Raw genomic sequence first — 1,254 nt, forward strand, 5'->3', positions numbered from 1 at the left:
ACAATCCACTACTCTACGCCCTCGCACGCATCATATTATATAAAAACCCGACGGCGGCGTCGTCGTCACCGGCGCACGCCGCGGCGACCGCTCGCCGCCCCGCGGCCTCGACGTCCGCGGGCGCCGGTCCGTCCGGGGCGGCGGCCAGCACGGCGGACGCGGGAGCCACCAGCCCTCGGCGCAGCGCACCGGGCCCGTCCAGGAGCACCCGCAGAGCGCCCGGCCGGAGCTTGGTGCCGAGCACCGCGCCGGACCCTCGGAGGGTCCGCGCGAAGAGGCCGCCCGGTATGCCGTGGACGGCGAACCCGCCGGCCTCGGCGACCACGTTGGCGTGCGGGTGCGGGATGACGACCTGCGTGAACTCGGTGTCCGCCGGCAGCTCCCACCGCACCACCCAGTGCCGCTCGACGAGGTCGGCGAGGTCGGGGGCGGGGTCGAGGCGCACCAGCGCGAAGCCCCCGCCGGCCGCGGCCGGGTCGACGATCCCCCGGGTGGACGCCGTGGGGACCGTGGACGCCGTGGGGACCGTGGACGCCGTGGGGACCGGGGGGCGTGGCCGGACCGCTTCGAACACCTGTCGCATTCCTCCAAGACTGCCCTCCCCCTCCGACACCAGCATGGGGAGGGTCAGCCGGCACCGGCCGGCGCACCCCGGAGGGAGCACCATGGACCTGTCACCCCTGCACCCGAACCTCACCGTCGCCGACCCGCGCGCCGCGATCGACTTCTACGTCGCCGGCCTGGGCGCGGAGGTGATCGACGTCATCACCGCAGGCGACGCGATCATCCACTCCGACCTGCGGATCTCGACCGGCTCCGGCTGGTCGACCTTCACCGTGGCCGCCGCCTTCCCCTCCGAGGGCGCGGTCGCGCCCGAGCCGGAGAGCGGGACCACCGGCTCCTTCACCCTCAACGTGGACGACGCCGACGCCGCGCACGCCCGCGCGGTCGCAGCAGGCGCCACGAGCACCCAGGAGCCCGGCGACTGGTTCCCCGGGTTCCGGCAGGCGGCGGTGCGGTGCCCCGCCGGGCACCGGTGGTTCTTCGCCCAGGTCGCCGACGACGTCACGCCCGAGGACGTGCAGCGCGCCAGCGACGCGTGGATGGCCGAGCAGCAGTCCTGACGGCGGCCCGGCCTCGTCAGCGACGGCGCACGAGCCGGTCGTGCCACTGGATCGCCGACACGTCCGTGAGCGAGGCGACCTGGTCGACGGCGACCCGCCCCCCCCCCGCGGCGGCGGCCCCCCCACCCCC

At 75.7% G+C, this 1,254-nt stretch carries 3 protein-coding genes; 1 reads left to right on the forward strand and 2 read right to left on the reverse strand.

Annotated elements, in window-relative coordinates:
* Nucleotides 1-13 precede the first annotated feature (13 nt).
* Entirely contained in the window at nucleotides 14-574 is a 561-nt protein-coding gene (locus ACFT55_RS20200; protein ID WP_380245656.1) for a DUF6597 domain-containing transcriptional factor, read from the reverse strand.
* 91 nt (nucleotides 575-665) lie between these two features.
* Here ACFT55_RS20200 and ACFT55_RS20205 point away from each other — a divergent pair, with 91 nt between their 5' ends.
* The gene (locus tag ACFT55_RS20205) at nucleotides 666-1,124 is read left to right on the forward strand and encodes a VOC family protein (protein WP_380245657.1); all 459 of its coding nucleotides are present in this window, start codon (nucleotides 666-668) and stop codon (nucleotides 1,122-1,124) included.
* A gap of 16 nt (nucleotides 1,125-1,140) precedes the next feature.
* On the opposite strand, the gene ACFT55_RS20210 is transcribed toward ACFT55_RS20205, so the two are convergent.
* The coding region (locus ACFT55_RS20210) for a hypothetical protein (protein WP_380245658.1) at nucleotides 1,141-1,254 on the reverse strand (114 nt) is incomplete at its 5' end.

This window comes from Isoptericola sp. NPDC057191 (assembly GCF_042670225.1).
GTDB lineage: Bacteria > Actinomycetota > Actinomycetes > Actinomycetales > Cellulomonadaceae > Isoptericola.